We start from the raw sequence: 25724 nt of genomic DNA, 5'->3' as shown, positions 1-25724 counted from the left end.
CTGAGAGCCTACACCCGGAGTACGGCCTGGCCCCCGGCTTCGTGGAGCCTCGAGGTGAAAGCCTGGAGCAGCACTCGCGCCGCGAGCCCCGGGGGCCCGCCGCCGCAGCAACCCTCCGGCCGCGGGCCTCAGGCACTTCCCGCCGTCATGTGGCGCTGTCGCGATTCATTCCGGGCAGGTTCACGCCTGTCGGGGCTGGGGGCAGGGCGGGGGCGCGTTGCCGGGGGCACTCAGGGTCAAGAACGTGTGGAGTCGAAGCAAGGGCGAACGCGACACGTAAGGAGGCGACGCGATGAGTGGCAGGCGCGACGACGACCGCCAGCGGCGGTCCGGCAACGAGGAGCTGCGCAGGGGGGAACGGGCGGACTACCAGGCGGGACGGCGCGGGGAATACGGCCGGGACTGGGACGAACACGGCTACGAGCGCGGCCCCGAGCGGCGGGCGTGGGGTGGCCGCGACGAGCGGGGCGCGGACGAGAACCTGCGCCGCAACGACGGCCGCGAGGCCCCCAACCACGGGCGCGGAGAGGACCGGGACCTGGGACGCATGGAGTGGGGCGACGACCGGGACTACCAGTACCAGTCGCGAAACTTCGACCGGGACCGTGACTCCAGCAGCCTCGACGGGGACCGGGACTCGCGTGACTACGAGCGGGACCGGGACTTCGGCCGCGCGGCAAGGGACCTGGACCGTGCGAGGGAGCCGGGCCGGGACTTCGACCGCGACCGGGAGCTGGACCGCCGTGCCCGGGACTTCGACCCGGAGCGCATCGCACGCCGCCCTGGCTACAGCCCGAGTGGCTCCTTCCGTGCCTTCCAGGACGAGCCAGGCGCGGAGCGCGAGCGCTCCAGGCGCTACGGGGACCGCACCCGTCCCACGAGCCTCGACGTCGACACGGACCGCTGGGGCTCCGGCCAGTACGGGCTCGGCGCGGGCGCGGGCCGCGAGCCGGGCGGTGGGGGTGACATGGAGCGCTACGGCGGCGACGTGGGCCGGAGCGGGCGGGAGCGCGGACGTTACGGCACCGGCACGCGAGGCCCCAGCGGGCAGGACCCGCGGCGCCCCGTGGGCCGCGACTTCAGCATCAGCGAGCGGGGCGTGCGCGGAGGCACCGGCCGGGTGCCCGAGGAGGACACGCGCTACGGCGGCACGCAGCCCGGAGGCCATGGCCCGGGCGTGGAGAACATGGCGCCGCCCGCGGTGGGCTACAGCACCAGCCCCTCGCGCCGGGACGACCATGAGATGGGGCACGGCGGCTACATGGGCGGCGCCTCCCGCTCCGCCACCCCGGGCAGGGCCCAGACGCCCGCGGGGCGCGGCCCGAAGAGCTACCAGCGCGGGGATGACCGCATCCGCGCGGACCTCTGCGACCGGCTGATGCAGGGGTGGATGGACGCCGGGGACGTGGACGTCAAGGTGAACGACGGCGAGGTCACCCTGTCCGGCACGGTGCGCAGCCGCGACGAGAAGCGCGCCATCGAGGACCTGGCGGAGGAGGTGCTCGGGGTGAAGGAGGTCATCAACAACATCCGCATCAACCGCGCGGAGGGCGTGCTGCGTCATCAGGCCTCCCAGGAGCCCGTGCAGCGGCCCGGCGCCGACACGGGCGACGAGCGCGGGCTGCACTCGTAATGACGCGGAGGGCGCTCCGGGACTCCCCCGGGGCGCCTCGTCCGGGGAAGTCCCGGGGGTGTCCGGTGGACGAAGTGGCGGGACGGGCATCACCACGCTGTGCCCCCGCCGCGCGGGTTCGGGTAGTGTGCCGGGCCTTTCCGTCAGCCTGACCCCAGGAGCCTGTTCATGTCCCGCGTCATCCGTGCCCCCCGTGGTTCCACCCTCTCGTGCAAGGGTTGGGTCCAGGAGGCCGCGCTCCGGATGTTGATGAACAACCTCGACCCGGACGTGGCCGAGGCCCCCCAGGACCTCGTCGTCTACGGCGGCACCGGCAAGGCCGCCCGCGACTGGCCGTCCTTCGACCGGATTGTCTCCAGCCTCCAGAGCCTCAGCGACGAGGAGACGCTGCTCGTCCAGTCCGGCAAGCCCGTGGGCATCATGCGCACGCACCCGGACGCGCCCCGCGTGCTCATCGCCAACTCCAACCTCGTGGGCCACTGGGCCAACTGGGAGCACTTCAACGAGCTGGAGAAGAAGGGCCTGATGATGTACGGCCAGATGACCGCGGGCTCGTGGATCTACATCGGCACGCAGGGCATCCTCCAGGGCACCTACGAGACGTTCGCCGCCGCCGGCCGCTTCCACTTCGGCAGCGAGGACCTGGCCGGCCGCCTCATCCTCACCGGCGGCCTGGGTGGCATGGGCGGCGCGCAGCCGCTGGCCGCCACCATGAACAACGCCGTCCTCCTCGGCGTGGAGATAGACCCCGCCCGCGCCCGCCGCCGCGTGGAGACGCGCTACCTGGACGTCGTGGCCAAGGACCTGGACGAGGCGCTCGCGCTGGCGAAGGACGCCCAGCAGAAGCGCGTGGGCCGCTCCATCGCCATCATCGGCAACGCGGCCTCGGTGTTCCGCGAGCTGTACCGCCGGGGCATCAAGCCGGACCTCGTCACGGACCAGACGAGCGCGCATGACCCGCTCAACGGCTACATCCCCACGGACCTGTCGCTGGAGGCCGCCGCCGAGCTGCGCCGCAGGGACCCGGAGGCGTACGTGCGCCGCGCGCGCGAGTCGATGATCATGCACGTGGAGGCGATGAACGACTTCCAGCGCGCCGGCAGCCACGTGTTCGACTACGGCAACAACCTGCGCGGCCAGGCGAAGCTCGGCGGCATGGCGAACGCCTTCGAGTTCCCCGGCTTCGTCCCCGCGTACATCCGCCCGCTCTTCTGCGAGGGCATGGGCCCGTTCCGCTGGGTGGCCCTCTCCGGAGACCCGGAGGACATCCGCCGCACGGACAAGGTCGTGAGCGAGCTGTTCCCGCAGAAGGCGTCGCTCCAGCGCTGGCTGGGCATGGCGGGAGACCGCATCGCCTTCCAGGGCCTGCCGGCGCGCATCTGCTGGCTGGGCTACGGCGAGCGCGCGAAGGCGGGCCTCGCCTTCAACGAGCTGGTGCGCAAGGGCGAGGTGAAGGCGCCCATCGTCATCGGCCGCGACCACCTGGACTGCGGCTCGGTGGCGTCGCCCAACCGCGAGACGGAGGCGATGAAGGACGGCACGGACGCGGTGGCGGACTGGCCCATCCTCAACGCGCTGGTGAACGCGGTGAACGGCGCCTCGTGGGTGTCCTTCCACCACGGCGGCGGCGTGGGCATGGGCTACTCGCTGCACGCCGGCCAGGTCATCGTCGCGGACGGCACGCCCGAGGCCGCGCGCCGGATTGAGCGCGTGCTCACCAGCGACCCGGGCATGGGCGTGCTGCGCCACGCGGACGCGGGCTACGACGAGGCCATCGACGTGGCGAAGCAGCGCGGCGTGAAGATTCCCGGCATCACCGTGTGAGCCTGGAGGCCGCCATGCACCGCTCGAGTCACTGCTGGCTGCTGCTGGCCGCCGCGCTCGGCGCGCTGGCGGGGTGTGCCCCCACGGCCATGGGGCCCATGGTGATGCGGCTGGGGCCCGGGGCCCCGGACCGGACGCTCGCGCAGGTGGGCGTGCGCACGGGCCCCCGGCTCAGCGCGCCCATCTCCGGCTCCCAGCCTTTCATCGGCGAGGGAGACCGGTTCCGGGGCGACGAGGCCAGCTTCTCCACGCAGCAGTGGGGCATGGTGCTCGACGCCGCGATGACGTGGCCGCTCACCGAGCGGCTGCACCTGCACACCGGCCTGCAGGGGGAGTTCTTCCTGCCCCTGCCCCTGCCCGGCTACGGGCTGTATGCGGGCGCGTCGTACTACGTGGGCTCGGAGCGGCTGGGCCTGGCCCCCGCGCTGTCGCTGCGCGGGGCCTCGGACTTCGGCATCGACAACAGCCGTGGCGGCCCGGGCAGCATGTTCGGCGCGGAGGCGTCGTGTGCCTTCACCGTGCAGCCGGAGAAGAACGTGTCGCTGGGCCTGGTGCCCTTCTTCGCGTGGAACACGGTGTCATCGAGCGGAATCAGTGACAGCTCCGTGTATTACGGCGGAGTGGTGGCCGCGCGGTTCACCCTGAGCTGGCTGGAGAGCGCGGAGCTCTCCGGCGGCTTCGGCCGGGTGAAGGCGGACGGCGGGGCCAGCTGGAATGTCCCCATCATGGGCGTGCGCGGAGGTCGCTGACACATGGACGCGCTGGAGCTGTGGGTTCGCAACACCTCCGAGGTCCTCACGGTGGAGGGCACGCACCGCGAGCGCGCGGAGGCCGCCCTCACCCCCCGCCCCGGCGCCTGCGTGGGCGTGCGCGGGGGCCGCATTGCATACGTGGGCCCGGAGGCGGGCCTGCCCCCCGGCGCGCTGGGCCCCGGCACCGAGGTGGTGGACGCCCAGGGCGGCTTCGTGGGCCCCGGCTTCGTGGACCCGCACACGCACCTGGTCTTCGCGGGCGAGCGCTCCGCGGAGTTCGACCTGCGCAACCAGGGCGCCACGTATCTGGAGATTGCCAAGGCGGGTGGCGGCATCGTCAGCACGGTGCGGGCCACGCGCGCCGCCAGCGAGGACGAGCTGGTGCGGCTCGCCCTGCCCCGCATCCACCGGCTGCTGGCGCACGGCGTGACGGTGGCGGAGGTGAAGAGCGGCTACGGGCTCGACGTGGAGAACGAGCTGAAGATGCTGCGCGTGGTGCGGCGGCTGGGCGCGCTCACGCCGATGGAGCTGGTGCCCACGCTGCTGTGCGCGCACGCGGTGCCGGAGGAGTACAAAGGCCGGCGCGAGGAGTACGTGCGGCTGTGCATCGACGAAATCCTCCCCGCCGTGGCGCGTGAGGGCCTGGCCCGCTTCTGCGACGTCTTCGCGGAGGACAGCGCCTTCACCGTGGACGAGGCCCGCCGCATCCTCACCGCCGCCCGCGCGCTGGGCATGACGCCCCGGCTGCACGCGGACCAGCTCACTGCCTGTGGAGCCTCGGAACTCGCGGCGGAGCTTGGAGCCGCAACGGCTGACCACCTGGAGCAGGTGACGGACGCGGGCATCCGCGCGCTGGCCGCGGCCAACGTGTCCGCCGTCCTGGTGCCCACCTCCACCCTCTTCCTGCGCATGCGGCCGTACGCCCCGGGCCGGAAGCTGCGAGACGCGGGAATCAACGTCGCTTTGGGTTCAAACGTGAATCCGGGCTCGGCGATGAGTGAGAACGTGGCCCTGGTGCTGGGCCTGGCCTGTCTGGAGAACGGGCTGAGCGCGGCGGAGGCCTACTGGGCTGCTACCCGAGGCGCCGCTCTGTCGTTGGGACTGCAATCACATGGACGGCTGACCGAGGGAGACCCAGGCGACCTGGTGGTCTACAGCTGTGCCTCGTATCGGCACCTGCCCTACCATCTAGGGGTAGGTCACGCGCGAGTGGTGGTGAAAGCCGGACGTGTCGTCGTCCGGCAGGAGATGAATTCCTGCGCGTGAAGTGGCGTCGCTTTGACACGCGACACCGCCCGGTGAGACATGAGAACTTCTCCTGTGGGCCGGGCGTTATAAATACCTGCCGCTGCCATGTGCCGACTATTTGGATTCCGCTCCTCGATTCCCGCTGCCGTCCACCCCGCGCTGGTGACGGAGAAGAACTCGCTGCTCATCCAGTCGCGAGAGCACAAGGACGGATGGGGAATCGCCGCATACGGTGCCGAGCCGCTCCCACTGGTGGCCCATGGTGTGGGCCCGGCGCACAGCGACCCTGACTTCGAGCGTGTGAGCAGCCGTGTGTCCTCGCACACGGTGGTGGCGCACATCCGGCTCGCGTCGGTGGGCGCGGTGGAGCTGCGCAACTCGCACCCCTTCCACCATGGCCGCTGGTCCTTCGGACACAACGGGACGCTGCGCGAGTTCGCGAAGCACCGGGCGGCCGTGGAAGCGCTCATCAGCCCGGCCCTGCGCGGTCACATCCGCGGCACCACGGACAGCGAGCGCTGCTTCTACCTCTTCCTCACCCGGCTGTCGGCCAGGCACTCGCTCGAGCACTCGGTGCCCGTGGAGGGCGTGGCGCGCGCGGTGGCGGAGACCATGTCGCTGGTGGCGGCGATTACGGACGCGCCCGGCGTGGAGGTCCGCTCCGCGATGAACTTCCTCGTCACCAATGGCGAGGTGATGGTGGCCTCGCGCCGCAACCGCACGCTGCTGGTGTCCACGGGCCCGACGCGCAACGTGGTGGATGGGCTGCCGTCCGTGGGCACCCGGGTGGAGCAGTTCATCGTCGCCAGCGAGTCGCTGTGCGGCGGGCCCTACTGGGCCCCGGTGAACGAGGAAGACGTCATCGCCGTGGATGCGAGCCTCGTGTTCCACCGCTGGCGCGTGCACGAGCTGGCCGGGGGCGACCTGTTCCCTCCCGTGAATCCGGGTGCGCCGCGCAACGCGGCGTGAGGGTGGCGGCGGCTTCCCGACGGTGCACTTCGGTGGCAGCGTGCAGGGGTCATCATCCCTGACGCGTACCGCAGTCACCGTGCGCAGGAGGCAGCCCCGTTGATGCGCGCCGAGCAGCTCGTCGCACGGTGGAACACTCCTGACGGCCAGCGTCGGCGCGAGCAGCTCATGGCCATGGGCCTGTGCGGCGCCTGGCGTGACGTGCTCGCGGGGTTCCCGGGGACGGAAGCGCTGGGCGACAACCGGGGCGACCTGCGCGGCATCGACCTGACGCAGCAGGAGCTGTCCGGTGCGGACCTCGTGAGGGCCCGGCTGGACGGTGCGCTGCTGGATGACTGTGGCCTGCAGGAGGCGCGGATGGAGCTCGCCACACTGTCCGAGGCCTCGCTGACCTATGCGCGCCTGGAGCGGGCAAACCTGACGGCCTGCGTGGCCCTGGGGACGCGCTGGGACGATGCCAGCCTCGAAGGGGCGGTGTTCACCGCGTCGAACCTGGCGCGAAGCTCGTTTCGCCGCGCGCGGCTCCGGGATGCGCGGTTCGACCGGGCCTCGCTGAACCACGCGGACCTGCGCAACGCCGACCTGCGGGACACGAGCCTGTACCTCTGTGATCTGGAGGACGCGCTCCTCACGAACTGCCAGTTCGACCCGCCGCGCGTCTATCCGCGCACGGACCGGGACTTCGTCCGCCACGCGCGACGGGTGGGCTTCCCGTCATTCGTCGAGCCATTGCTGATGGCGCCCCGGTTTCAGCTTGTCCGCCTCACGCACCGGGACGCCCTCCTCCATGTGGAGGCGGGCGTGGAGGCCAGCACCAACCTGCAGGCGGAGGTGGCCGCGCTGTGGAAGGAGCGGCTCTGGCACATCGACCTGATGGCGGCGACGGCCATGGTGCTGGGTGGAACGAGCGAGCACACCTTGACGGCCCTGTGGGAACGCCTGGACCACGGGACCTGGGTTCTTCCCCAGCTCACGGTGGTCGCACTCCTGACGGACCCTGACTTCGCAACCCGGGCACGAACGCGGGTCGAGGCGAGCCGTTCAAGGCCCACCCGGTTGGCGCCGGACCGCGGCCCGGAAGCACCGCAGGTCCGCGAGTGCCTGGAATGGGCCCTCCAGTTGCGGGAGCAGCCCAGCGAGTCGTCAGGAGCGCCCGCGAGCGTCTCCGCGCAACAAGCCCGCCAGTGGTTGAAGCGCCTGCAGGAGCAGGTCGACCCGAGAATCCAGGCGGACTGGCATTTCACACCACCCCGGTTGGAGTAAGCGGCGGGGCTGCGGAACCAGCCTGGCTGGCGAAGTAGGCTGTGACGCAATGCTCTTCCGCCAGAAAGCCCCGAGGACGCGCTCCGAACTCGTCGCCGAGGCGGATCGCGCGCGCGCCAAGGGTCGGGTCAAGAAGGCCATTGCGGCGTATCGCAGGGCGCTGGAGCTGGAGCCCAAGGACCCCGTCGTCCACGGCAAGCTTGCACCGCTGCTGGCGCGAGCCAGACAGCCCGAAGCCGCGCTCCAGAGCTTCCACACCGCGGCGCAGGCCCACCTGGACAGGGGCTTCGCGGACAAGGCCATTGCTGTCTATACGCAGGCCGCGGACACGTTCCCCCACCAGATAAGCCTCTGGCAGCAGCTGGCGCAGCTCAACCTCACCAAGGGCTACCGCGCGGACGCGGTGCGGGCCCTGCTCCGAGGACGCTTCCACTTCCGCCGCCGGAATGAGCGGCGCGACGCCATCACCCTCCTGCAGGAGGCGCTGGCCTTCGAGCCGACGCTGTTCGAGCCGAAGCTGGACCTGGCCCTGCTGCTCGCGCGTGAGGGACAACGCTCCGAGGCGTTGGCGCTGCTCGAGCCGCTGGCCCACGGGCCCGGGGGACCGCAGCTGGCGCGGGTGCACTGGACGCTGCTGCGCATCTCGCCGGGCGTGGGAGCCGCGTGGCGTTGGGTGCGCTCGACGCTGGCGCGACGCTGACGACGCAGCCGGCGCCGGTGCACCGCCGCCCCGCGCTTGCGACCCGCCTCAGGGCATCCACGCGGCGAGCAGTGCCGCAGGCCGCGCACCGAACGCCTCGGCCGAAAGCTCCCGCACCTCGCCGCCCGCGTGCTTCAGCGTGAGGCGCAGGTGCTCACGGGGCGCAGCCTCGGGGATGCGGTCCAGCCACTCCACCAGCACGGCGCCGTCGCGCCCCTCCACCAGGTCCAGGAAGCCTGTGGAGTACAGGTCGTCGTAGTTCGCCAGCCGGTACAGGTCCGCGTGGTACAGCGGAATCCTTCCCGAGTACGGATACACAATCGCGAACGTGGGGCTGGCCACCTCCGAGCGAGGCACCTCCGCGCCCTCCGCCACGCCCCGCACCAGGTGCGTCTTCCCCGCCCCCAGGTCGCCAATCAGGCCCACGAAGTCACCGGGCTGGAGCAGCTTCCCCAGCCGCACGCCCAGGGCATGCGTCTCCTCGGGTGACGACAGCTTCAGCGTCCGGACCGTGCTCATCGTCCCCACCGGACCCAGACCTCGCAGAGGCCCTGCTCGATGAGGTCCCCGGCCACCAGCCCCAGCTGACCCCGCCGCGCCGCCACCAGGTCTCCCGCGAGCCCGTGGGCATACACCGCCGTCCAGATGGCCTCCGGAACGGGAATCCCCTGCGCCAGGAACGCGCCACACACGCCGCCCAGCACGTCCCCCGAGCCCCCCGTGGCCATGCCCGGGTTCCCCGTGGTGTTGATGAACACGCGCCCGTCCGGGTGCGCCGTCAGCGTCCTGTCGCCCTTGAGCACCACCGTCACCCCGACTCCGGCGGCCAGCTGCTTCACCAGCTCCAACCGCCGTGTCTGGACCTCCTTCGTGGACCGCCCCGTCAGCCGGGACATCTCCCCCGGGTGCGGCGTGAGCACCACCGGCCCCTTCGCCCGGCGCAGCACCGACAGGTCCGAGGCCACCGCATTGAGCGCGTCCGCGTCCAGCACGGCGGGCAGCTCCAGCCGCGACAGCAGCTCGCCAATCAACGCGCCCGTCTCCGGCCCCCGAGGAATCCCCGGCCCGATGACGAGCGAATCCTTGCCCTCGGCCGCGGCCAGCAGCGCGTCCAGGTCTCCCATCGCCAGCGGCCCCGAGGCCTCCAGCGGCACCCCCATGATCTCCGCCGAGTGCGCCTGGATGCTGTCCAGCGCCTCCCCACGCGAGGCCACCGTGACGAGCCCGGCGCCTGAGCGAAGCGCCGCCTTGGCCACCAGCGCCGCCGCGCCCGTCTTCCCCCGGCTCCCCGCCACCACCAGCACGTGCCCGTAGGTGCCCTTGTGCGTGTCCGCCTTCCGCACCGGCAGCGTGTCGCGAGCGTCCGCCTCCTCCACCACCAACAGCCTGGGCCCGGCGAGGTCCTTCGCCGACTCGCCCCCCATGCCGATGTCCACCCGCCGCACCCGCCCGCACAGCGAGGCCCCGGGCTCCAGCACCTGCGCCGGCTTGAGGAAGCCGAAGGCCACCGTGACATCCGCCTCGACGCACGGAGCGAAGGGCTCGCCCGTGTCGCTCTGCAGGCCGGACGGCACGTCCGCCGCCACCACCTTCGCGCCTGCCCGCCGCCAGCGGGCAATCACACCGATGGCCTCCGCGAAGTCGCCCGCGGGCGCGCGGCTCAGGCCCGTGCCGAACAGCGCGTCCACCACCACGTCTCCGTGCCCCAGCTCCGGCAGCGCGGCCAGCGCGTGCGGCACCACGCCGAAGCCCTTCAGCGCCTCCAGATTTCGCCGCGACTCGGCCGTCAGCTTCGCCGCGTCCCCGACCAGCGCCACCCGCACCCGCGCCCCGCCCTCCTGGAGGAAGCGCGCGGCCACCAGCCCGTCGCCGCCGTTGTTCCCGGGGCCGCACACCACCGTGAAGCGCCCTTCCGGCCCGGCCACGCTCCGGGCCACCTCCGCCAGCCCGCGCCCCGCGTTCTCCATCAGCAGCGCGGACGGCATCCCGTGACGTTCTTCCGCGGCCTGCTCGGCCTGACGCATCTGGGCGGCGGTGAGGACGCGCTGCATGGGCTCACTCCCCTCTCTTCTGGAGAACCACCGTGGCCGCGGCCACGCCGGCGTCATGGGACAGCGCGAGGAAGGCCTCCAGCCCCCGCGCATCCATCACTTCCTTCGCCACTCCGGACAGCGCGAAGTACGGCGGGCCACCGTCCCGCCGCACCTCCATGTCCTTCCAGCGGATGCCCGGCGGCGCGCCCAGCGCCTTCACCAGCGCTTCCTTCGCCGCCCACCGCGCCGCGTATGCGCTGGCGGCGTCATGCCGCTGGCCACACACCGCGCGCTCCGCCTGCGTGTACACGCGGTTCAGGAAGGCCTCCGCGCGAGGCCCGCTCATGATGCGCTGGATGCGGTCGATGGAGCAGATGTCCAGGCCCAGCCCGACGATTCCCATGCCGCGCTACCCCGGGTTGCGCATCAGTTCCAACATCTCCCGCACCGCCCGCTCGAAGCCCACCAGCACCGCGCGCCCGACAATCGCGTGGCCGATGTTCAGCTCGTCGATTTCGGAGATGCGGGCAATCGCGTGCACGTTGTCGTAGTTGAGCCCGTGGCCCGCGGCCACGCCCATGCCCAGCTTCGTGCCCGCCTTGGCCGCGTCGACGATGCGCGCCAGCTCCCGCGCGCGCTCCTTCTCGTTGCGCGCCTCGCAGTAGCGGCCGGTGTGCAGCTCGATGCGGTCCGCGTTCACCTTGTGCGCCGCCCGCACCTGGTCCAGGTCCGGGTCGATGAACAGCGAGACGGCAATCTCGCCGTCCTTGAGGTTCTTGATGATTTTCGCGACGTGCTCGCGCTGGCCCGCGACTTCGAGGCCGCCCTCGGTGGTGAGCTCCTCGCGCCGCTCGGGCACCAGCGTCACCACGTCCGGCTTGTGCTCGTAGGCGATCTTCACCATCTCCGCGGTGGCCGCCATCTCCAGATTGAGCAGCGTCTGCACGGTCTCGCGGAGGATGCGCAGGTCGCGGTCCTGGATGTGGCGCCGGTCCTCGCGCAGGTGGATGGTGATCTGCTGCGCGCCGGCGAGCTCCGCCATGGCCGCCGCCGTCACCGGATCCGGGTACGTGGTGCGCCGCGCCTGCCGCAGCGTCGCCACGTGGTCTACGTTGACACCCAGTCGCTGTCCCATGGACCGCACCTCGCTTGACGCGCGGTCCCGGGATTGTCGATGGCCCCGGTACGCGCCGGCCCCTCTATTCGTGGCCGGCGTCCGGAAGTCAACCGTCCTGAAGCCTGCTCAGCCGTTGCACGCCTTGGACAGGGCCTCGGCGATTTCCCGCGCGAAGGCCTCGTTGCGGACGGCGTCCTCGCCCTCGATGAGGACGCGGGCCTTGGGCTCCGTGCCGGAGAAGCGCACCAGCACGCGGCCGGCATTGCCCAGCCGCTGCTCCACGCTCTTGATGATCTTCATCACCTCCGGCAGCTCGCCCAGCTCCTTCTTCTGCTTCACCACCACGTTGACCAGCGTCTGCGGCACGGGCTCGAAGATGGAGGACAGCTCGCTGAGGGGCTTGCCCGAGCGGCACATGACGGCCAGCAGCTGCAGCGCGGCCAGGGTGCCGTCGCCGGTGGTGGTGTGGTCCAGGAAGATGAGGTGGCCGCTCTGCTCGCCGCCCAGGTTGTAGCCGTTGCGGCGCATCTCATCGACGACGTAGCGGTCACCCACGCGGGTGCGGGCCACCTTGACGCCCATGCGGGCCACCGCGCGCTCCAGGCCGATGTTGCTCATGACCGTGGTGACGAGCGTCTTCTTCTTGAGCAGCTTGCGCGCCACCAGCTCGTCCGTGCAGATGGCCATGATGGCGTCGCCGTCGACGACCTTGCCCTTCTCGTCCACGACGATGAGGCGGTCCGCGTCGCCGTCCAGCGCGATGCCCACGTGGGCGCCGTGCTTCACCACCGCGCGCGCCAGGTTCTCCGGGTAGAGCGCGCCGCACTTGTGGTTGATGTTCTTGCCGTCCGGGTTGACGCCCAGGGTGATGACCTTGGCGCCCAGCTCCTCCAGCACCAGCGGCGCCGTCTTGTAGGCCGCGCCGTTGGCGCAGTCGACGACGACAGTCATCCCTTCCAGGGTCAGCTCCCGCGGGAAGGTGGCCTTGAGGAACACGATGTAGCGGCCGCGCGCGTCCTCCATGCGGAACGCCCGGCCAATCTTCGTCGCGGTGGGGCGGATGGAGTCGATGGCGCCGCTGGACAGCAGGTCCTCGATCTTCGCCTCCGTCTCGTCCGGCAGCTTGAAGCCGTCGCGCCAGAAGAACTTGATGCCGTTGTCCTCGTACGGGTTGTGGGAAGCGGAGATGACCGCGCCCGCGTCCGCCCGCATGGAGGTGGTCAGGTTGGAGATGCCCGGCGTCGGCAGCGGGCCCACCAGCTCCACGTCCACGCCCATGGAGGTGAGGCCGGCCGCGAGCGCCTGCTCCAGCATGTAGCCCGACAGCCGCGTGTCCTTGCCGACGATGACGCGATGCCGGTGCGGTCCGTTCCGGATGAGGTAGGCGAGCGCGCGCCCGAGCTGCATCGCGACCTCGGCCGTCATCGGGTAGACGTTCGCCTTGCCGCGCACGCCGTCGGTTCCGAACAGCTTCTGCGACGCCCGCTCCTCCTTGGGAGGCATATTCATCCTGTACGCCATGTGTGCCGCTCCACCTTTCCCACGCCGGGCCTGCCTGCGCCGGCCCTCGACGTCGGGGCTTATACCCCGCCCTCGGTACGAGCCCGAAGCTACGGACCCGGTGCTCCCTGGGCAACCGCCCAGGCATGCAGGCTTATCAGCACAAGAGAGGTTGCGAAATCAGTACCAACGTCAGATCGGGGCCCCCGCCGGGCGCTGGAGGAGGGTCCCATGAGAGGGATGACCACTCCACAGAGCCTCCCTGCCCGCCCTCCGGTGGTGCCCGGAAGTCCACAGGGCGAGGACTGAAAGACACACCAAATTACCGTCCGTACAGTGCGCCGCCCTCCACTCCTTGCCGGAGGGCGTCCGCCACGGCCAGCGCGTCCCGGGCCTCCGCCACGTCGTGCACCCGGACGACGTCGGCTCCGCCCACCACTGCCACCGCGGCCACGGAGCCCAGCGTGGCCGCCAGCCGCTCGGCCGCCGGCTTTCCGCCCGTCAGCTTCCCGAGGAAGCCCTTGCGGCTGGTGCCCACCAGCAGCGGCAGCCCCAGCACGCGCAGCTCGCCCAGGCGGCGCAGCAGGAAGAGGTTGTGGTCGAACGTCTTCCCGAAGCCGATGCCCGGGTCCAGCAGGACACGCCCGCGCGGCACGCCCGCCGCCACCGCCCGCGCCACGGCGCCCTCGAGGAAGGCCAGCACCTCGTCCACCAGGTCGTCGTAGCGCGGCGCCTGCTGCATGGTGGCCGGAGTCCCCTGGATGTGCATGAGGCAGCACGCGGCGCCCGCCTCCGCCACCACGCGCGGCAGGTCCGGGTCGGTGGTGAAGCCGGTGATGTCGTTGATGAGGTGCGCGCCCGCCTTCAGGGCCTCGCGGGCCACCGCCGCCTTGGTGGTGTCCACCGACAGGGGAACTGGAGTGCGCGCGCGCAGGCCCTCCAGGACGGGCAGCACCCTCGCCAGTTCCTCCTCGGCGCTCACCGGCTGTGAGCCGGGGCGGGTGGACTCTCCACCCACATCCAGCAGGTCGGCGCCGGCCTCCGCCAGGGCCATGCCGTGGGCGATGGCGGCCTCGGCGCCGAGGTAGCGCCCGCCGTCGGAGAAGCTGTCCGGCGTCACGTTCACGATGCCCATGATGTAGGTGCGCGAGCCCCACTCGAAGGTGCGCCCGCCCAGCACCAGCGCCGCGGGGGCCTTCCCCGCCTCCAGCGCCCGCTCCAGCGCGGTGGCCAGCTCGGGAGGAACGCCGGGCTCGGCGCGCACCGCGGCCACCAGCCGGTCGAACTGCTCCTTGCGGCCCGACAGCAGGCCCGTGCCCGGCCGGGCCTTCGCGTCGCCGGCAACCCAGGCGGGGTACTCCTCCTGGCCCGGCGCGGTGGCGCGCTCGTGGAGGGACTGGAGGAAGCGGCCAGTGTCCTTCGTCAGCCCGGTGAGGAGCAGCTGCGCGTGGGGCAGCTTCTCCAGCAGGTACTCGCGGGCGGAGGTGGGCAGCCCCATCCGCCGGAAGGCCAGCACCAGGTCCTCCGGACGGTCGACGGTGATGGGGCGGGCACGAAGCATGGTGGCGGCTCCGGAGTCGAAGGAACGGGACGCACCCTACCCCGGGCCTGTTTAGATGGGATGGGCTGGATGCGCCGCGCCAGCCGTGGAACAACGGAACCACACATGGACCTCAACGAGCTCCTCGTCTTCGCCAAGGTCGTCCAGGCCGGCAGCTTCACCACGGCCGCGCGGGGCTTGCGGATGCCCAAGTCCACCGTGAGCCGGAAGGTGTCCGAGCTGGAGCAGCGCGTGGGTGCGCAGCTGCTGCAGCGCACGACGCGCAAGCTGCGGCTCACCGAAGTCGGACAGGCGTACTACGAGCACTGCGCGCGCATCGTCGCCGAGGCGGAGCAGGCCGAGCTGGCCGTGACGCGGATGCAGGCCACGCCGCATGGACTGCTGCGCGTGACGACGCCGCTCACCTTCAGCTTCCTGGGGCCGCTCATCGCGGAGTTCATGAAGCGCTACCCCGAGGTGCAGCTCGAGCTGGTGTGCTCGGACCGCACGGTCGACCTCATGGAAGAGGGCTTCGACCTGGCCGTGCGCGCGGGCCGGCTGGCCGACTCGTCACTGATGGCCCGCAGGCTCGGCAACCTCGAGCGCGTCGTCGTGGCCTCGCCCGGCTACCTCGCGGAGCGCGGCACACCGAAGGCGCCCAGGGACTTGGAGAAGCATGACTGCCTCCTCTTCGGCTCGGGCCTGGCCTCCAACGTATGGACGCTGACCTCCGGGAGCCGGTCGGTGGACGTCTCCGTGCGCGCACGCATGGTGGTGAACGAGCCGGACATGCTCCATGCGGTGACGGTGGCGGGCTCCGGAATCTCGCTGCTCCCCACGCTCCACTACGCCACGGATATCACCGCCGGGCGGCTGCAGCGCATCCTGCCGGACTGGAGCTCGTCCGGCGCCCCGGTACACGCGGTCTACCCGAGCACCCGTCACCACTCTCCCAAGGTGATGGCCTTCGTGGAGTGCCTGCGCGAGCACTGGCCCGTCCCGGCGTAGGAATCCGCGCCGTTCGTTCCGCTGGTGGAACGATGCTTCCCAGCTTCACCGGCTAATAACCCGGGGGCGCCACGCACATCATGAGCATCGAAACGGAGCAAGCCACTCCCGGCACCGCTCCGACGAAAGGACTCATCATGATGACCGTACGCCCTTCTGAAGCCCGCGGACATGCGAACCACGGCTGGCTGGACTCCCACCACACCTTCTCGTTCGCGAGCTACTACGACCCCGACAACATGGGCTTCCGCGCCCTGCGCGTCATCAACGAGGACCGCGTCACGCCCGGCGAGGGCTTCGACACGCACTCGCACCGCGACATGGAGATCATCACCTACCCGCTCAGCGGCGCGATTGCGCACCGTGACAGCACGGGCGGCCGCGAGGTGCTGCGCGCGGGCGAGGTGCAGCGGATGACGGCCGGCACGGGCGTCATGCACAGCGAGTTCAACGGCGCGGACGAGGAGCTGCACTTCCTGCAGATCTGGATCATCCCCGACCAGAAGGGGCTGAAGCCCGGATATGAGCAGAAGGCCTTCCCCGAGAGCGAACGCAAGGGACGCTGGCGGGTGCTCGCCAGCAAGGATGCCCGCGAGGGCAGCCTCACCGTGCACCAGGACGTCGCACTCCTGGGCACGCTGCTCGGCAAGGGCGAGCAGACCGAGTACACGCTCGCGCCGGGCCGCCACGCCTGGTTCCAGCTGGTGCGCGGCCGGGGCACGCTCAACGGCGTGGAGCTGAAGACGGGAGACGGAGTGGCCATCTCCGATGAATCGCGGCTGGTACTGTCCGCCACCGAGCCTACCGAGGCCCTGCTGTTCGACCTCGCCTGACCCGCAGCACCGGGAGCACCGCATGAACACGGATGACTCGAACGAGGCGCAGCTCCCTCCGTCCCTGGAGCACCTCATCGTCGCCCCCACCAAGGACCTCGGTGATGGCTTCGAGGTGCGCAGGGCGCTGCCCTCGGCCCGGCGCAGGATGGTCGGGCCCTTCATCTTCCTCGACCAGATGGGGCCCGCCGTCTTCCGCTCGGGCCATGGGCTGGACGTGCGCCCACACCCGCACATCGGCCTGGCCACCGTGACGTACCTCTTCGAGGGCGAAATCCTCCACCGGGACAGCCTCGGTACGGTGGAGACCATCCGCCCCGGAGAGGTGAACTGGATGACCGCGGGGCGCGGCATCGTCCACTCCGAGCGCACCGGCCCACAGACTCGCGCCTCCGGCGGAAAGCTCTTCGGCATGCAGGCGTGGGTCGCGCTCCCCAAGCAGCACGAGGAGCACGAGCCCACCTTCCTCCACCACGACGCGGACACGATGCCCTTCCTCGACGGCGAGGGCGTGCGGCTGCACCTCATCGCCGGAGCGCTGCACGGCAAGCGCTCCCCCGTGAAGACGCTGTCGGACCTGTTCTACGCGGACGCGGCGCTGGAGGCGGGCGCGCGCCTGGTGCTCCCCGCCGACTACGAGGAGCGCGCGCTGTACCTCGCCCAGGGCTCGGTGGAGGTGGACGGCCAGACGTTCAGCCCGGGCGGGCTGCTCGTCTTCCGTCCCGGCAGCGAGCTCACGATTCGGGCCACCACCCCCGCGCGGATGCTCCTGCTGGGCGGCGAGCCCATGGACGGGCCCCGGCACATCTTCTGGAACTTCGTCTCCAGCTCCCGCGAGCGCATCGAGGACGCGAAGGAGGACTGGCGCGCGCGCCGCTTCGCCGCCGTTCCCCAGGAGACGGAGTTCATCCCGCTGCCCGACGACCCGCCGCCCGTGCGCTACCCGTAGGCCGCGGGTGCTGCGAAAAGCAGAAGGCCCTTCCCGGGAGTGGGAAGGGCCTTCGTTGCTTCAGGGCTTGGAAGCCGGTGCTACGCCTTCTTCGGCTCCATCGTCGGCAGGCCCTCGAGCGCGTCGAGGATCTTCCGCTTGTCCTTCTTCTCCGTCGCCTTCGGCGGAGCGTTGACGCGCGGAGGCGGGCGCTCACGGGTGAGCTGGCCGCCCTGCAGGAGGATGTTCACGTCCTCGGCGTCCAGCGTCTCGTACTCCACCAGGGCCTCGGAGACGCGCTTGAGCGCCTCGAAGTGCTCGGTCAGCAGCGACCGGCCGCGCTCGTAGCAGCCCACGACGATGGCGCGCACCTCGGAGTCAATCTGCCGGGCGGTGTCCTCGGAGTAGTCCTTGGACGAGTTGAAGTCGCGGCCCAGGAACACCTCACCGTCGCTCTTGCCGAACGCGAGGGGCCCCAGCTTCTCGCTCATGCCCCAGCGGCACACCATGGCGCGCGCCGTCTCGGTGGCACGCTCGATGTCGTTGGAGGCGCCGCTGCTCATCTCGTTGAACATGAGCTCTTCGGCGATGCGGCCGCCCATGGCCATGGAGATCTGGTCGAGGATCTGCTTCTTGTACCCGTTGACCTTGTCCTCGGTGGGCAGGCTCCAGGTGACGCCGAGGGCCTGACCGCGCGGGATGATGGTGACCTTGTGGAGGGGGTCGCAGCCCGGCAGCAGCTTGGCCAGCAGCGCATGGCCCGCCTCGTGGACGGCCGTGTTCCGCTTCTCCTTCTCGGTCATGATCATGGACCGGCGCTCCGGGCCCATGAAGACCTTGTCCTTGGCGGCCTCGAAGTCGCTCAGGTCCACGCGCTCCTTGTTCTGCCGCGCGGCCATCAGCGCCGACTCGTTCACCAGGTTCTCCAGGTCCGCGCCCGTCATGCCCGGCGTACCGCGAGCGATGACGTCCAGCTCCACCTCGGGCGCCAGCGGCACGCGGCGGGTGTGGACCTTGAGCACGCCCAGGCGGCCCTTCAGGTCGGGACGCGGCACCACGATGCGCCGGTCGAAGCGGCCGGGGCGCTGGAGCGCCGGGTCCAGCACGTCCGGACGGTTGGTGGCGGCAATCAGGATGACACCGTCGTTGGACTCGAAGCCGTCCATCTCCACGAGGAGCTGGTTGAGCGTCTGCTCGCGCTCGTCGTGTCCACCGCCGAGGCCCGCGCCACGGTGACGGCCCACGGCGTCGATTTCGTCGATGAAGATGATGCAGGGGGCGTTCTTCTTGCCCTGCTCGAAGAGGTCGCGCACGCGGCTGGCGCCGACGCCCACGAACATCTCCACGAAGTCCGAGCCGGAGATGGAGAAGAACGGCACGCCAGCCTCGCCGGCCACCGCGCGGGCGAGCAGCGTCTTGCCCGTGCCCGGCGGGCCCATCATCAGCACGCCCTTGGGGATGCGGCCGCCCAGCTTGGTGAACTTCTTGGGGTCCTTGAGGAAGGCGACGATCTCCTCCAGCTCCTCCTTGCACTCGTCCACGCCGGCCACGTCAGCGAAGGTGACCTTGTTGTGGCTCTCGCTCAGGAGCTTGGCCTTCGACTTCCCGAAGGTCATCGCCTTGCCGCTGCCGCCCTGGAGCTGGCGCATGAAGAAGATGAAGAAGAGGAACAGGAAGACGACCGGCATCCACTGGCCGAGGATGGTGAGCCAGAGGCTGTTCTGCTCCTCCCGCTCGTACTTCACGTCCACCCCATTGGAGCGGAGCTGGTTGAGCATGGCCGCGTCCGGCGCAGGGCCCGTCGTACGGAACTTCTCGCTCGTATCGACGAACTTGCCGGAATAGGTGTTGCCCTTGACCGCAACCTCTTTGACCTTCTTCTCTTCCACCTTCGACAGCAGCTGCGTGAAGGAGGGCTCCTGGACCTGGTCATTGCCCTGGGAGAAGAAATTATAGAAGGCGACAAAGAGGACGATCAGGATGACCCAGAGCCCGATGGTCTTGTAGGTCGAACGCACGTGTCAGCTGCCCTTTCGGTACTCGGCGGGATGAGGGCCGCGCTGGGAAGAACCCCAGCTTTTTCCATCATTTGGCCGACACCAGGCGAGCTACCCGGCGACGGACCGTATCAGCAACAGCAAAAAGCCCTCAACTATTTAGGGGTCCGCGGCCATCCCCCGACTTCAGTCCTTCGACTCTATAACGAAGGGGTCCGCTGAATGCTCGGACCCGGAGGCACCGCCCAGAGGTACTGTCCGCAGGCCCCCCCGGGTGGCGGAGGTGCCCACAACCCGGGGAGCCACAGCACCTGTCCCCCAGCATCCGTCACCACCGGCCGCGAGTCCCGCTCCTCCGCGGGCACCCGAAGATCCACCAACAGGTCCTGGAGCTTGCGTTGTCCCGCCGCCGCACGCACCCGGTCGCCTGGCTGGCGGGTACGCACGGTGAGTGGCCAGTGGGTGCCTTCCGCGAGCGCCAGCCCGAGCACGCCCACCGGTGGCGGCCCCACCTCCGCGGAGAACGTCCACCCGCGCGCCCACGCCCCACGCGCGCCGGCGCCCTCCAGCCGCAGCACGCTGCGCGCGGCGCCCTCCTCCATGGAAGAATCCAGGGAAGGCTCCAGCCGGACGCACCGCACGCGCCCGCTCGCCGCGCGCAGTTGGAGCTCCCGGCCGAGCGAGGCCGTCCCTCCGCGCTCCACCGCGCGCAGCACCCGCGCCAGCGTGGCGTCCTCCACGAGCACGCCCGCCTCGCTCAGCAGCCGGGCGAGCACGCGCCGGCGGAGCGGCGCTTCCAGCGCGCGCACGCCCACGGCCTCCAGGCTTCCATCCTCGAGCCGGAGCCTCCGCCAGGCTTCCTCGGCAAGTCCCGCCAGCAGCGCGTCGTCCTCCGCCGCCAGCCGCGCGAAGGACGCCAGGCGCTCCTCCACCGGGAAGCCCGCGGCCCGTGACAGGGCCGGCAGCACGTCGTGGCGCACGCGCGTGCGGAACAGCGCGGGGTCCGCGTTCATCGGGTCTGTCGAATAGGAGACACCTTCGGCGGCCAGGAAGGCCACCACCTCCTCGCGCGTCAGCTCCAGGAGCGGGCGGACGAGCCCGGCACGCGCCTCCTGGATGCCGCCCGCGCCCCGGAGCGCGGTGCCTCGCGCGAGCCGCATGAGCAGTGTCTCCGCCTGGTCGGTGGCCGTATGCGCGGTGGCGACGGCGCGAAGGCCGCGAGCCTGCCTCAGCGCCTCCAGCGCCGCGTAGCGGGCCTCGCGAGCACGGGCCTCCAGGGCGGCACCGGAGCGCAGTCGCAGCTCGCGCACGTGGCACGTGAAGCCCAGGCTGGCGGCCAGCCTCTCGACTGTCCGCACCTCTTCCGCTGACTCGGGGCGCAGGCCGTGGTCGAGCGTGGCGACCTCCACGTGCAGGCGAAGCCGCTCGCGAACCTTCGCGGTGCCCACCAGCAGCGCGGTGGAGTCCGCCCCTCCCGACACCGCCAGCAACACCGAGCGGCCCTCGAGTCCGAGGCGTCTGTACGCCTCGTGAAGCACGGCGGTCAGCAATCGCTTTCGGGGGTGGTTGGGAGCCATCTGACAGGGGAGGAATGGAATGTCTGGTAACAGGGTTACAGAGTCGCGTGCGGTTGAAGGTAGGGGGGTCGGTTCTTATGATCGTCACACCGGATGGGGCTGGACGCGGGAGCGGAAATAAGCGCGCCCGCAGGCGTTGTTGAGTGGACGGTTCGAATTCTTGATGTTGGGCCTAGGGGTCCCCCCCCTCCCCCTCTGGGCCCACGGGACCGCCAGGAGATGCACTCCCGGCGGTCCCTCTTTCCGATGCGCCCCGGACTTCCGCTTTTTGGAGGTCCGGGGCGTTTCCTTTTTCGCGCCCTGCTGCACACGTCAGGTGCGACTGCAAGTGTCAGGGCCTGGACCGTGCAGCGGCGGAATCAGTCCTCCGAAACCGTTGACCCTCTTGGGAGTCTGTCGGATAACGACCCCGGTGTGTTCAGGTCGTCACCTCGAATCCGCCCCGGAGACCCAGGTATGGCAGGCACTGACAAGCGCAAGCAGTCGCTGTACTTCCCCGAGGAAATGCTGAAGGAGATCCAGGAGGAAGCGACCCGCCAGGACCGCTCCCTGTCCTGGGTCGTGCAGCAGGCGTGGAAGATCGCCCGTGAGCGCATCAAGTCCTTCCCCGCCGTCAACGACGTGACTGGCGACGAGCGCCAGGACCCGCGGGAGGAGTAGAGCCGGCATGGCGACGACAGACCATCGCAAGCAAAGTCTCTACTTCCCCGAGGACATGCTGGAGGAAATCCAGCGTGAGGCCACGCGGCAGGACCGCTCCCTGTCGTGGATCGTCCAGCAGGCGTGGAAGGTGGCGCGCGGCGACATCCGGAAGATGCCTTCCGTGAACGACGTGCTCAGCCCCCCGCCCCGTCCCGTAGCGGTGGCCCCTGTGGCTGCCGCGGCGCCGACGCCCTCCGCCCCGCCCCTGGTGGCCGTGGCGGCGGCTCCGTCTTCGGACGAGCCCAAGTAGTCGCAGCATCCCGGGCCCGCGCCCGGCCCACCGGCGATTACCTGCCGGAGGGCCGCGCGGGCAGGGCGCAGTTCACGAACACCACTCGCGGCTCCTCGACGAGCGCCTGCACGGGCGTGGGGTACTTCTCCTTCATGTACGCCGACGTGAGGTTGGCGTCCGTGCCGCCCAGCTTGCGCGCCTGCACCGGGTTGCGGTCTGGGTCCTGTCCCGCGTTGCCCAGCGCCGCGCCGTAGCCGTCGCCCCCCTCCAGGATGAACGTGGGCATGGCCACCCGGTAGCGGACCGAGGCGTCCTGGCTGGGCGGCAGCGTCACCGCCCTGCCGCCGACCTTCAGCTCGCGCACGCGCTGGCCCCGGGGCATCGCGCAGTCCACGCGCAGCGAGCTGCCGGCGGACACGTGGAGGAAGGCGCCGGAGGGCGAGGCAATCTCCTGCCCCTCCCGGTAGAGGCTGCCCACGGAGTGCTCCAGCATGTCCACGAGCTGCCGCTCGGTGAGGTCCACCGTCACCACGAGGTTCTCGAAGAGGATGAGCTCGTGGAGCACGCCGTCGGTGAGCGGGCCCTTGCGCAGCGAGGTGCGGGTGACGCACAGCCCCTCGTCGCGCAGCGAGCCGCCGTTGATGATGCCCAGCACGGCGGGCCGGGCGGAGCTGTCCTCCGCGTGGAGGAAGGCATCCGCGGCCACCTGGGCGAGCGCGTTGTTGTCGTGCCGGGTGAAGGCCCTGTCGAGCAGCACGTCCTGGCCCAGGTAGCCGACGACGGCGTCCGGGTCGTCGACGAGCGGCTGGCACGAGTCGTTGTAGGCGATGCAGCCGGAGAGCGGCGCGGCGAAGGCGAGCGCGGCGGCGAGGAGTCTGGCGGAGAAGCGCTGGAGTCGCATCAGTAGCGGGCCCTCACGGTGAGGTAGCCGGACATGCCCTCGCGCGGCAGCAGGCCGGGGACGCGGTCCGGCCGGGGCACGTCGTCGCGGAGGTCGTTGTCGAAGAGGTTGTGCGCCACCACCGCCACGTCCCAGTGGTCCAGGATGGGCTCGGTGCGGAGCTGCGCGGTGATGAGGCTGTAGGCGGGAATCTTGTAGCGGCGGATGAGCTCCAGCACGGAGCGGCTGTTGTTGCGCCGCTCGGCGCCCGCGCGCACCACCACGTCGAAGTTCACCCACGCGCCAATGGGCATGGACACGCCGGCGTTGAAGCGGGCCTGCGGGGTGTCGGTGAGGAGGCGGGACTGGGACGGCAGCTCCAGGTCCTCCGCGCGGGAGATGCTCGCGTTGAGCCAGGCGTGGGCGCGCTTGGAGGCCTCCAGGCGGGCCTCGCCCTCCACGCCGTACACGCGCACGCCCAGCTCGCGGTTGCGCAGCGGGACGATGTTGCCCGTGGTGTCCACCGGGATGATGGGCGAGTCGAACAGGGCGATGAAGGCATTGGCGCGCAGCCGCACGCGCGCATCGCCCGCGGACTGGATGAGGTCCGCGCCCAGCTCGAAGGTGTCCACCGTGGAGGGCTGCAGCCGCGGGTTCCCCTCGAAGCGGCCCTGGTTGTAGTCGGTGTCGGGGATGCGCTCGACCAGCTCCTGCAGCGTGGGAGGACGGAAGGCGCGGCCGTACAGCGCCTTGAGCACCAGCGCGTCCGTGGCGGAGAAGACGAGCCCCACGCGCGGGTTGATGCGGGGCACGAAGCTCGTGCCGGTAATCGCGCCGGCCGCGTTCACGGTGGGAAGCTGGGTGGCGTCCAGACGCACGCCGAAGGTGAGCGTCAGGGAACTGACGACGGTCCACTGGTCCTGCGCGAACAGGCCCACGGTGAGGCGCTTGGACGCGTCGCCGCCGGCCAGCGATATCAGGTCCTCCAGCCCCTCGGGCCGGGCCAGCCCCTCGGGGCGCGGCCGGGCATCCAGGGTGTAGTTCGTCTCGTACTCGTACTCGCCCAGCGACTGCTGCTCCACCACCGCGCCCAGGGACAGGCGGTTGCCGGAGCCGAGCACCACGTCCGCGTCCACGCTGCCGGTGAGCGAGCGGACGGAGACGCGCGTCTGCTCCAGCATCCCGTCCTCGAAGAGGAGGCCGTCACCGGTGCCGGTGCGGAAGCCCCGGGGGGTGAGCTGGAAGAAGCGGTCGGTGGACTGCTGGTCGAAGCCGGCGCGGGCGCGCAGCGACACGGAGGCGCCGAACGTCCGCTCCCAGGTGAGGTCCGCCATGAGGACGTTCCAGCGCAGCTCGGAGTCCTCGCCCACCGCGTCGAACAGGCCCAGGAGCGCACCGCGCTTCTCGGAGAGGATGCGCGCGGAGGCGCCCAGCCGGCCGGCGCCGCCCAGGGCGTAGGAGAGGCCTCCGCCCGCGTTGACGAGGAAGCGCTCGTCGCGGGTGCGGCCCGCGGGGTCCTCCACGTCGCGCAGGCCCTGCGAGCGCGCCTCGTCGTCCAGCGAGTCGTTCTCGATGACGGTGGAGTCGCCGGCCTGGCTCCACACGTCCACGTCCGCGAAGAGGCGCAGGTCTCCGGAGGTGTGCCCGGCGGAGGCATGGCCGTCCACGGTGGCGGCGAGCCGGTCATCCCGCTCGAAGAAGCCGCCGCCGGACACGGCCGTGCGCACGCCGTCGGTGCGGTCGGTGACGATGTTGACCACGCCCAGGAAGGCGCCCGCGCCATAGAGCGCGGAGCCGGGGCCGCGGATGACCTCCACGCGCTCCAGGTTCTCCACCGGCAGGTTCATCAGCGCCTTGCCGTCGAAGAAGTTGTTGAGGCGGTGGCCGTTGAGGAGGAAGAGCAGCTCCGCGTCGTTGCGCAGGCCGCGCACGGAGGTGCGGTGGAAGCCCTGCACGTCGCGGCTGACGTAGAGGCCGGGCACCACGTCCAGCACGTCCGCCACGGTGCGGGCGCCCAGCGCGTGAATCTGCTCGCGGCCGAACGAGGCACCAATCGCGGGCACCGTCCTCACCGTCTCCTCGTGGCGGGTGGCCAGCGCCAGCGTGTCCTCGGCGCTGTAGAGGGCCAGGTCCTCCTCCATCTCGGTGCGCGCGGGGGCGTCGGCGGCTGCCCCCTCGTCCGAGGACCGGGGCTCCCGGGTGGCCAGGCGCGGGCGCTCGTCGCGGGCCACTGGCGCGTCAGCGGAGGCCCGGGGCTCGCTCGCGGACGCGGTGTCTCGCGGAGTCGGGGTCGCCGGCCGGGCGGTGCGCGCTGGCGGCGGGGGCTCGGTGGGCACATCCGAGGGAAGGTCCGCGGTGAGCGCGGCCATGGAGTCATCGCGCGAAGCCGGCGGCGTGGACGGGGACGGCCGGGTGCGCTCCACCGGAGGGGGCCGCGTCGTGGCAGGCCGGCTCTCCGGCGTCGCGGCGGGCCGGGACACAGGGGGCGTGACGGTGGCGGTCGCCGCGGGAGTTTCCCCGCCCACGAGCACGCGCGCGGGACGGGCGGCGGACTGGAACAGCGGGATGCGCTCACCGTCGGTGGTGAGGCCCTCGACGTAGTACTCGACGCCGGGCGGCACCATGTGCCCTGCGGGGATGATGCCGCGGTAGAGGTCGCCGTACTGCCGCTCCATCGCGACCCGGGCGAAGGGCTCGCCGGGGCCCCGGTAGCGGACGTACAGCTCCAGGACACGGCGGCCCTCCACCAGCGTGCCGTCCAGTTGCAGCGCCGCGTTGGGCTCTGCACGGGGAGGCGCGGAGTGGAGGAGCACCGGCTCCTCGGCGCGGGCAGACGCCGCAACGAGGAGCACGAGGCAGAGGAGGGTCGCGCGAGCGGATGCGGTCTTCACGGCTGCGAGTGATGGTCCTTTGCCCGGATCAGTGAGTCAAGGAAGGGGCCGAATCTCCATATCTCTCATGCGCGGGCGACCAGGCGAGCCCTGGACC

22 protein-coding genes are annotated in these 25724 nt (G+C 71.0%); 12 read left to right on the top strand and 10 right to left on the bottom strand.

Features of this window, described 5'->3' with window-relative positions:
* Nucleotides 1-292 precede the first annotated feature (292 nt).
* The 7 genes from LXT23_RS09615 to LXT23_RS09585 all read left to right on the top strand — a co-directional run bounded on the left by LXT23_RS09615 (nt 293) and on the right by LXT23_RS09585 (nt 8389).
* Nucleotides 293-1633: a BON domain-containing protein gene (locus tag LXT23_RS09615; RefSeq protein WP_253979814.1), complete on the top strand. Its 1341-nt coding sequence runs from the start codon at nt 293-295 to the stop codon at nt 1631-1633.
* A gap of 168 nt (nt 1634-1801) precedes the next feature.
* The gene (gene hutU / locus LXT23_RS09610) at nt 1802-3457 is read left to right on the top strand and encodes a urocanate hydratase (protein WP_253979813.1); all 1656 of its coding nucleotides are present in this window, start codon (nt 1802-1804) and stop codon (nt 3455-3457) included.
* A 14-nt stretch (nt 3458-3471) separates the two neighbouring features.
* Nucleotides 3472-4206 (top strand): hypothetical protein, encoded by a 735-nt coding sequence (locus tag LXT23_RS09605; protein WP_253979812.1) that lies wholly within the window; start codon nt 3472-3474, stop codon nt 4204-4206.
* Between the two features lie 3 nt (nt 4207-4209).
* Nucleotides 4210-5475: an imidazolonepropionase gene (gene hutI, locus LXT23_RS09600; protein WP_253979811.1), complete on the top strand. Its 1266-nt coding sequence runs from the start codon at nt 4210-4212 to the stop codon at nt 5473-5475.
* An 87-nt stretch (nt 5476-5562) separates the two neighbouring features.
* On the top strand, nt 5563-6426 hold the full coding sequence (locus LXT23_RS09595) for a class II glutamine amidotransferase (RefSeq protein WP_253979810.1): 864 nt from the start codon (nt 5563-5565) through the stop codon (nt 6424-6426).
* Between the two features lie 102 nt (nt 6427-6528).
* Nucleotides 6529-7689: a pentapeptide repeat-containing protein gene (locus LXT23_RS09590; protein WP_253979809.1), complete on the top strand. Its 1161-nt coding sequence runs from the start codon at nt 6529-6531 to the stop codon at nt 7687-7689.
* Between the two features lie 49 nt (nt 7690-7738).
* On the top strand, nt 7739-8389 hold the full coding sequence (locus LXT23_RS09585; protein ID WP_253979808.1) for a tetratricopeptide repeat protein: 651 nt from the start codon (nt 7739-7741) through the stop codon (nt 8387-8389).
* Nucleotides 8390-8437: 48 nt separating this feature from the next.
* Here LXT23_RS09585 and tsaE read toward each other — a convergent pair whose 3' ends face one another.
* From tsaE to folP, 6 genes are all read right to left on the bottom strand, one after another.
* Nucleotides 8438-8908: a tRNA (adenosine(37)-N6)-threonylcarbamoyltransferase complex ATPase subunit type 1 TsaE gene (tsaE, locus tag LXT23_RS09580; protein WP_253979807.1), complete on the bottom strand. Its 471-nt coding sequence runs from the start codon at nt 8906-8908 to the stop codon at nt 8438-8440.
* Nucleotides 8905-10440: an NAD(P)H-hydrate dehydratase gene (locus tag LXT23_RS09575; RefSeq protein WP_253979806.1), complete on the bottom strand. Its 1536-nt coding sequence runs from the start codon at nt 10438-10440 to the stop codon at nt 8905-8907. The genes tsaE and LXT23_RS09575 overlap by 4 nt, the downstream gene beginning before the upstream one ends.
* A 4-nt stretch (nt 10441-10444) precedes the next feature.
* Complete coding sequence (acpS, locus tag LXT23_RS09570) at nt 10445-10825, bottom strand: holo-ACP synthase (RefSeq protein WP_253979805.1); 381 nt, start codon at nt 10823-10825, stop codon at nt 10445-10447.
* A gap of 6 nt (nt 10826-10831) precedes the next feature.
* A complete protein-coding gene (locus tag LXT23_RS09565) occupies nt 10832-11557 on the bottom strand; it encodes a pyridoxine 5'-phosphate synthase (protein WP_253979804.1) in 726 nt (241 codons plus the stop codon).
* 108 nt (nt 11558-11665) lie between these two features.
* Entirely contained in the window at nt 11666-13060 is a 1395-nt protein-coding gene (glmM, locus tag LXT23_RS09560; protein WP_253979803.1) for a phosphoglucosamine mutase, read from the bottom strand.
* 301 nt (nt 13061-13361) lie between these two features.
* Nucleotides 13362-14600 carry a dihydropteroate synthase gene (gene folP / locus LXT23_RS09555; protein WP_253979802.1) on the bottom strand — a complete coding sequence of 413 codons (1239 nt, stop codon included), beginning with the start codon at nt 14598-14600 and terminating at the stop codon, nt 13362-13364.
* A 105-nt stretch (nt 14601-14705) separates the two neighbouring features.
* Between folP and LXT23_RS09550 the strand changes: the two genes are divergently transcribed.
* From LXT23_RS09550 to LXT23_RS09540, 3 genes are all read left to right on the top strand, one after another.
* Complete coding sequence (locus LXT23_RS09550; protein ID WP_253979801.1) at nt 14706-15587, top strand: LysR family transcriptional regulator; 882 nt, start codon at nt 14706-14708, stop codon at nt 15585-15587.
* A 137-nt stretch (nt 15588-15724) separates the two neighbouring features.
* Nucleotides 15725-16420, top strand: coding sequence for a pirin family protein (locus LXT23_RS09545; protein WP_253979800.1), 696 nt, complete (start codon nt 15725-15727; stop codon nt 16418-16420).
* A gap of 22 nt (nt 16421-16442) precedes the next feature.
* A complete protein-coding gene (locus LXT23_RS09540) occupies nt 16443-17369 on the top strand; it encodes a pirin family protein (protein WP_253979799.1) in 927 nt (308 codons plus the stop codon).
* Nucleotides 17370-17449: 80 nt separating this feature from the next.
* Here the strand turns inward: LXT23_RS09540 and ftsH are convergent, their stop codons facing one another.
* Together ftsH and tilS are read right to left on the bottom strand one after the other, a co-directional pair.
* The gene (gene ftsH / locus LXT23_RS09535) at nt 17450-19366 is read right to left on the bottom strand and encodes an ATP-dependent zinc metalloprotease FtsH (protein ID WP_253979798.1); all 1917 of its coding nucleotides are present in this window, start codon (nt 19364-19366) and stop codon (nt 17450-17452) included.
* 179 nt (nt 19367-19545) lie between these two features.
* Nucleotides 19546-20922: a tRNA lysidine(34) synthetase TilS gene (tilS, locus tag LXT23_RS09530; RefSeq protein WP_253979797.1), complete on the bottom strand. Its 1377-nt coding sequence runs from the start codon at nt 20920-20922 to the stop codon at nt 19546-19548.
* Between the two features lie 456 nt (nt 20923-21378).
* Between tilS and LXT23_RS09525 the strand changes: the two genes are divergently transcribed.
* Nucleotides 21379-21582: a TIGR04563 family protein gene (locus tag LXT23_RS09525; protein ID WP_002638649.1), complete on the top strand. Its 204-nt coding sequence runs from the start codon at nt 21379-21381 to the stop codon at nt 21580-21582.
* A 7-nt stretch (nt 21583-21589) separates the two neighbouring features.
* Nucleotides 21590-21874, top strand: coding sequence for a TIGR04563 family protein (locus LXT23_RS09520; protein ID WP_253979796.1), 285 nt, complete (start codon nt 21590-21592; stop codon nt 21872-21874).
* Nucleotides 21875-21911: 37 nt separating this feature from the next.
* On the opposite strand, the gene LXT23_RS09515 is transcribed toward LXT23_RS09520, so the two are convergent.
* Nucleotides 21912-22757 carry a 5'-nucleotidase C-terminal domain-containing protein gene (locus tag LXT23_RS09515; protein ID WP_253979795.1) on the bottom strand — a complete coding sequence of 282 codons (846 nt, stop codon included), beginning with the start codon at nt 22755-22757 and terminating at the stop codon, nt 21912-21914.
* Nucleotides 22757-25627 carry a TonB-dependent receptor domain-containing protein gene (locus tag LXT23_RS09510; protein WP_253979794.1) on the bottom strand — a complete coding sequence of 957 codons (2871 nt, stop codon included), beginning with the start codon at nt 25625-25627 and terminating at the stop codon, nt 22757-22759. The genes LXT23_RS09515 and LXT23_RS09510 overlap by 1 nt, the downstream gene beginning before the upstream one ends.
* Nucleotides 25628-25724: the final 97 nt, after the last annotated feature.

Origin of the sequence: Pyxidicoccus xibeiensis (assembly GCF_024198175.1) — a bacterium.
GTDB lineage: Bacteria > Myxococcota > Myxococcia > Myxococcales > Myxococcaceae > Myxococcus > Myxococcus xibeiensis.
Note: the sequence above shows the minus strand (reverse complement) of the source record. Positions and strands in the feature narration are given on the sequence as shown.